This window comes from Halomonas sp. 707D4 (genome assembly GCF_024158685.1).
Lineage (GTDB): Bacteria > Pseudomonadota > Gammaproteobacteria > Pseudomonadales > Halomonadaceae > Vreelandella.
Genome location: NZ_JAMZBD010000210.1, coordinates 1 through 5,284, shown reverse-complemented (window position 1 = coordinate 5,284; position 5,284 = coordinate 1). Strand labels below are relative to the sequence as shown.

The 5,284-nt window shown below is 66.0% G+C and carries 6 protein-coding genes, 5 tRNA genes and 1 pseudogene; 5 read left to right on the top strand and 7 right to left on the bottom strand.

The window, feature by feature from the left end; all coding sequences use genetic code 11:
* The 5 genes from BIS11_RS10250 to ccoN all read right to left on the bottom strand — a co-directional run.
* Positions 1-453: 4Fe-4S binding protein (locus tag BIS11_RS10250; protein WP_253586004.1), on the bottom strand; the 453-nt coding region annotated here is incomplete at its 3' end.
* Between the two features lie 87 nt (positions 454-540).
* The gene (gene ccoP, locus BIS11_RS10245; RefSeq protein ID WP_253425052.1) at positions 541-1,485 is read right to left on the bottom strand and encodes a cytochrome-c oxidase, cbb3-type subunit III; all 945 of its coding nucleotides are present in this window, start codon (positions 1,483-1,485) and stop codon (positions 541-543) included.
* Entirely contained in the window at positions 1,482-1,658 is a 177-nt protein-coding gene (locus BIS11_RS10240; protein WP_253425055.1) for a cbb3-type cytochrome c oxidase subunit 3, read from the bottom strand. The genes ccoP and BIS11_RS10240 overlap by 4 nt, the downstream gene beginning before the upstream one ends.
* Positions 1,658-2,266, bottom strand: a complete 609-nt coding sequence (gene ccoO / locus BIS11_RS10235; protein WP_253425057.1) for a cytochrome-c oxidase, cbb3-type subunit II — start codon at positions 2,264-2,266, stop codon at positions 1,658-1,660. The genes BIS11_RS10240 and ccoO overlap by 1 nt, the downstream gene beginning before the upstream one ends.
* The gene (gene ccoN, locus BIS11_RS10230; protein ID WP_253425061.1) at positions 2,256-3,698 is read right to left on the bottom strand and encodes a cytochrome-c oxidase, cbb3-type subunit I; all 1,443 of its coding nucleotides are present in this window, start codon (positions 3,696-3,698) and stop codon (positions 2,256-2,258) included. Before ccoN ends, ccoO begins: the two co-directional genes overlap by 11 nt.
* Positions 3,699-3,975: 277 nt before the next feature.
* On the opposite strand from ccoN, the gene BIS11_RS10225 reads away from it, so the two are divergent.
* The 5 genes from BIS11_RS10225 to BIS11_RS10205 all read left to right on the top strand — a co-directional run bounded on the left by BIS11_RS10225 (position 3,976) and on the right by BIS11_RS10205 (position 4,518).
* Positions 3,976-4,051, top strand: a tRNA-Val gene (locus BIS11_RS10225).
* 43 nt (positions 4,052-4,094) lie between these two features.
* Positions 4,095-4,171 (top strand) — tRNA-Asp (locus BIS11_RS10220).
* 34 nt (positions 4,172-4,205) lie between these two features.
* Positions 4,206-4,282, top strand: a tRNA-Asp gene (locus BIS11_RS10215).
* A 40-nt stretch (positions 4,283-4,322) separates the two neighbouring features.
* Positions 4,323-4,398: transfer RNA gene (locus tag BIS11_RS10210), tRNA-Val, on the top strand.
* Between the two features lie 43 nt (positions 4,399-4,441).
* Positions 4,442-4,518: transfer RNA gene (locus tag BIS11_RS10205), tRNA-Asp, on the top strand.
* A gap of 145 nt (positions 4,519-4,663) precedes the next feature.
* Here BIS11_RS10205 and BIS11_RS10200 read toward each other — a convergent pair.
* Both BIS11_RS10200 and glcF read right to left on the bottom strand, forming a co-directional pair.
* Complete coding sequence (locus BIS11_RS10200) at positions 4,664-5,065, bottom strand: heme-binding protein (RefSeq protein ID WP_253425066.1); 402 nt, start codon at positions 5,063-5,065, stop codon at positions 4,664-4,666.
* Positions 5,066-5,131: 66 nt separating this feature from the next.
* Positions 5,132-5,284: pseudogene (gene glcF, locus BIS11_RS10195) on the bottom strand (glycolate oxidase subunit GlcF); the annotation flags it as partial.

The following is a 5,284-nucleotide window of genomic DNA, read 5'->3' as shown; positions in this document are numbered from 1 at the left end:
CTTGAGCACCTTGCGCAGGCGATGGGCGGCGGTCGGGTTGCGGTCGCGGCGCAGGCGTCGGTGGCGCGCGCCTTCCAGGCGGTGCTCCACCCACATGAAGGCGAAGCTCCACACGCTCTGGGGGCAGGTGTAGCCGCACCACACCCGCCCCGCCAGAGCGGTGACGGCGAACAGCCCGAAGGCGGCGGCGATGAACGCAAGCGCCAGCACGACGAACTCCTGCGGGTGGAAAGTGGCGCCGAACAGGTGGAATTCGCGCCCGGCGATGTCCAGCCAGACCAGCGCCTGGCCCCGCCAGGAGAGCCACGGCAGCAGCAGGAACGCCGTCATCAAGACGCCGTTCAGGACCCGACGCAGGCGCTGGAAGCGCCCCTTGCTCTCGCGCACGTAGAGCCGCCCGCGCGGTGGCGCGGTGGCAGAGGGCGTGATGTCCTGGGCGGGTATCGGCTGCATCGGCTCCGGGTCGTCTCACAAGGGGTGTGGGCTAGCATAGCAACGATCGCGCCGGGCTTCGTTGCCTCGGGTTACGTCAGAAGCCGCTCACTCGACGCTCGGCGCTTCGCCCGGCGAGCGCAGGCGCAGGCTGTAGACGTAGGCGGCCACCAGGTGCACGCGCTGCTCGCCGATGAACGGCGCCTGGGGCGGCATGTGGCCGCGGCGCCCTTCGGCCAGCGTCTGGTGGATCGCGTCTGCCACGCTCTGCCCGGGCGCCCGGTAGAGCCAGATGTCGTTGGTCAGGTTCGGCGCGCCGAGCGCCTGGTTGCCGGTGCCGTCCGCGCCGTGGCAGGCCACGCAGAAACGGGCGAAGTGTTCACCGCCACGCGTGGCGAGATCAATCTCGTGGTCGCGCCCGGCGAGCGCCAGCACGTGCTGGGTGAGTGCCTCGAGGGTCTCGTCACCGAGCTGCGCCCAGGCGGGCATCACGCCGCGCCGGCCTTCGGCGATCGAGGTGACGAGCGCCTCGGGATCGCCGCCGTAGAGCCAGTCGTCGTCGGTCAGGTCGGGAAAGCCGTCGCCGCCCTGGGCGCCCGCGCCGTGGCACATGGCGCAGTTATTGGCGAAGATGCGCCCGGCGATCTGCATCGCCGCCTCGTCCCGGGCGAGCTCGGGAATCGGCACGTCCTGGTAGCGGGCGAAGATCGGCCCGAAGCGCTCGTCGGCCCTGGCCATCTCCTCTTCCCACTGGGCCTCCTGGGTCCAGCCCAGCAAGCCCCGAAAGTTGCCGAGCCCCGGGTAGAGCAGCAGGTACGCCAGGGCGAAGACCACGGTGGCCACGAACAGGTAGAACCACCACCTCGGCAGCGGGTGGTCGTACTCCTCGATGCCGTCGGCCCCGGTATCGGCGGGCGCGTCCTGGCTCGCGCCGGGGGCGCGCCCGTCGTTGGCCACCACGATCCACACCACGAGCCCGAGCGTGGTCAGCGTCAGCACGATGATCCAGGCGCTCCAGAAACCGGGCAGGGCGTCGTCCCACAGCGCGCTCATGGACGCTCCCCGGGCTCGTCCTGACGGGCATCGCGCTCATCGTCGGCGAAGGGCAGGTTGGCCGCCTCGTCGAAGGCCTCCCGGCGGCGTCGCGAGTAGGCCCAGACGACGATGCCGAGAAACGCGAGCAGCAGGATCAGCGTGATCACGCCGCGCAAGGTGCCGCTATCCATCAGCGCGCGCCCTCCAGCACCGTGCCGAGCTGCTGCAGGTAGGCGATCAGGGCGTCGATCTCGGGTACGCCTTCGACCTCGGCCCGGGCGGCGGCGATCTCCTCCTCGGAGTAGGGCACGCCCAGGCGCTTCAAGGCGCGCATCTTGGCCGGCGTCGCGCGGCCGTCGAGGGTGCGCTCGAACAGCCACGGGTAGGCGGGCATGATCGACTCCGGCACCACGTCGCGCGGGTCGTACATGTGCCGGCGATGCCACTCGTCGTTGTAGCGCCCGCCCACCCGGGCGAGATCCGGTCCGGTCCGCTTGGAGCCCCACAGGAAGTTGTGCTCGTAAAGCCCTTCGCCGGCCACGTTGTAGTGGCCATAGCGCTCGGTTTCGGCGCGAAACGGGCGAATCATCTGCGAGTGGCAGCCCACGCAGCCTTCGCGGCGGTAGATGTCACGCCCTTCGAGCTCCAGGGCGGTGAGCGGCCTGAGGCCTTCCACGGGCTCGGTGGTGTCCTTCTGGAAGAACAGCGGCACGATCTCGGCAAGCCCGCCGAAGCTGATCGCCACCAGGATCAGCGCGCCCAGAAGGCCGGTGTTCTTCTCGACCAGCTCATGCTTCATGGCGGTCTCCGACGGGCTCGAGCGCGCGCTCTGGCGTCTTCTGGCGCTCGAGGGTGCGGTAGACGTTGTAGGCCATCACCAGCATGCCCGCCAGAAACAGCGCGCCGCCCAGAAGGCGCACCACGTAGCCCGGATGGCTCGCCTCGACGGCGTCGACGAAGCGATACATCAAGGTGCCGTCGGCGTTGATCGCCCGCCACATCAGCCCCTGCACGACCCCGTTGACCCACATCGCGGTGATGTAGAGCACCGTGCCGACGGTGGCGAGCCAGAAGTGCAGCGAGACGAGCGCGGTGGAGTGCATTCGGGTGCGCCCGTAGAGGCGCGGAATCATGTGGTAGAGCGAACCGATGGTGATCATCGCCACCCAGCCGAGCGCCCCGGAATGGACGTGACCGATGGTCCAGTCGGTGTAGTGGGAGAAGGCGTTGACGGTCTTGATCGCCATCATCGGCCCCTCGAAGGTCGCCATGCCGTAGAAGGTGAGCGCGGTGACCAGAAAGCGCAGGATCGGGTCGGTACGAAGTTTATGCCAGGCCCCGGAGAGCGTCATGATGCCGTTGATCATGCCGCCCCAGGAGGGCAGCAGCAGGATGATCGACATCACCATGCCCAGCGACTGGGCCCAGCTCGGCAGCGCCGTGTAGTGCAGGTGGTGGGGCCCGGCCCACATGTAGATCATGATCAGCGCCCAGAAGTGGACGATCGACAGCCGGTAGGAGTAGATCGGCCGCTCGGCCTGCTTGGGCACGAAGTAGTACATCATGCCCAGAAACCCGGCGGTGAGGAAAAAGCCCACCGCGTTGTGGCCGTACCACCACTGCACCATGGCGTCCACCGCGCCGGCGTAGAGCGAGATGGAGTACATCGGCGTGACCGGAAGGGCGGCGTTGTTGACGATGTGCAGCACCGCCACGGTCAGGATGAACGCGGCGTAGAACCAGTTGGCGACATAGATGTGCGAGGTGGCGCGCCGCTTGAGCGTCATCAGAAACACAATGGCGTAACTTATCCACACCACCGCCAGCAGGAGGCTGATCGGCCACTCGAGCTCGGCGTACTCCTTGGTGGTGGTGTGGCCAAGCGGCAGCGACACCAGTGCCGAGACGATCACCGCCTGCCAGCCCCAGAAGGTGAAGGCGGCGAGGCGGTCGCTGTAGAGTCGTGTCTGGCAGGTGCGCTGCACCACGTAGTAGGAGGTGGCAAACAGCGCCGAGCCGCCGAAGGCGAAGATCACGAGGTTGGTGTGCAAGGGCCGCAGCCGGCCGAAGCTCGTCCAGGGAAGCCCCAGGTTGAGCTCCGGCCAGACCAACTGGGCGGCAAGCCATAGCCCCACCGACATGCCGACGATGCCCCACACCACGGTCATCAGCGCGAACTGGCGCACCACGGTGTAGTTATAGGCGGGAAGGTTTGACAAGGTCGTCTCCATGACGCGGTGATCGAGGGCGGCACCGGGGGCGGCCCTGGGCGAGTCTAGCCTAGCACGGTGCCAAGCTGAATAGCCTGTGGCAGGAAACCGCGCCATGCTTTGTGACACGCGCTTTGTGACAGTTTTGATTGACGCGACGGAGCTGTTGCGGCATTCTGCGTCGGCGCTCGGGCAGTGGATCGTGCGAAGGCGGCAACACGCTAATTTGAATCAAAAATTCAACGAGCGTATTGACACCCGGACCGAACCCTGTAGAATGCAGCGCCACGTGACCAGCGGGTGGTTAGCTCAGTTGGGAGAGCACCAGCCTTACAAGCTGGGGGTCACTGGTTCGAACCCAGTACCACCCACCATGCAATGGGTTGGACACGTGTCAGCAGTAACCGTGAATGTAGTGGACCGGTAGTTCAGTTGGTTAGAATGCCGGCCTGTCACGCCGGAGGTCGCGAGTTCGAGTCTCGTCCGGTCCGCCATTATCACGTTTGTTGCCCCGTATCGTCGCCATGTGGACCGGTAGTTCAGTTGGTTAGAATGCCGGCCTGTCACGCCGGAGGTCGCGAGTTCGAGTCTCGTCCGGTCCGCCACGATGATACACAATGACCCAGCATCTTCGATGCGGTCACCGGGTGGTTAGCTCAGTTGGGAGAGCACCAGCCTTACAAGCTGGGGGTCACTGGTTCGAACCCAGTACCACCCACCATTTGAAAGCGCCTGAACCGCGATCAAGTGGTCGATTCTAGAGTGGACCGGTAGTTCAGTCGGTTAGAATGCCGGCCTGTCACGCCGGAGGTCGCGAGTTCGAGTCTCGTCCGGTCCGCCATCGATTTTCCTTCCTGCAGTATCTTCCCTCTATTTATATATCCATCTTCTTCGAGCCCTCTTCGCTCGAATGTCTTGCGTTGTTTTCGATCGTGCACGCGAAAACCCCGAGCCTTCGCCCAGGGCTTTGTCGACGTACCTGATGCTCAGCCGATGACCGCAACGCCGGCCTTGGCGATCTGCACGTCCTGTTCGGGCTTGACGCCGGAAACGCCGACGGCGCCGATCACCTGGCCCTCCACCATGACCGGGACCCCGCCGGTGAGCATGCCCGTGAGCGGTGCCGATACGAACGCCGTGCGCCCGCCGTTGATCATGTCTTCGAACACCTGAGTCTCCTTGCGCCCGACGGCGGCATTGCGCGCCTTGTGGGTGGCCACCTCGGCACTGAAGGGCGCGGCGCCGTCGAGACGGCGAAGGCCGAGCAAGTGGCCGCCATCGTCGGCCACGGCGATGGTGACCGCCCATTGCTGGCGCCCGGCCTCCTGCTGCGCGGCGTCGAGCATGGCGATCACATCGGTGTGGCTCAGTATGGCTTTGGTTTTCATCGTGGTTTCCTTGTGTCGTTGTCGTTGTCGTTGTCGTTGTGTCGTTGCCTGGTGCCGGTAAATGCTTCAGCCGATCGCAGCGTCGACGATTTCCACCCAGTGGCGCACGGCGGTGCGCCGGGCGCTCGCCAGGTGGGTCTGGCAGCCGATGTTGGCGGTGACGATCATCTCGGGGGCGCCGGCCTCCAGCGCATCGAGCTTGTTGTCGCGAAGCTGCGT

What these genes read in the sequence shown, in the direction of transcription:
- ccoP (WP_253425052.1), bottom strand. Translation starts at nt 1,485, where the DNA reads ATGAGCGCGCTGTGGGACGACGCCCTGCCCGGTTTCTGGAGCGCCTGG.
- BIS11_RS10240 (WP_253425055.1), bottom strand. Translation starts at nt 1,658, where the DNA reads ATGGATAGCGGCACCTTGCGCGGCGTGATCACGCTGATCCTGCTGCTC.
- ccoO (WP_253425057.1), bottom strand. Translation starts at nt 2,266, where the DNA reads ATGAAGCATGAGCTGGTCGAGAAGAACACCGGCCTTCTGGGCGCGCTG.
- ccoN (WP_253425061.1), bottom strand. Translation starts at nt 3,698, where the DNA reads ATGGAGACGACCTTGTCAAACCTTCCCGCCTATAACTACACCGTGGTG.
- BIS11_RS10200 (WP_253425066.1), bottom strand. Translation starts at nt 5,065, where the DNA reads ATGAAAACCAAAGCCATACTGAGCCACACCGATGTGATCGCCATGCTC.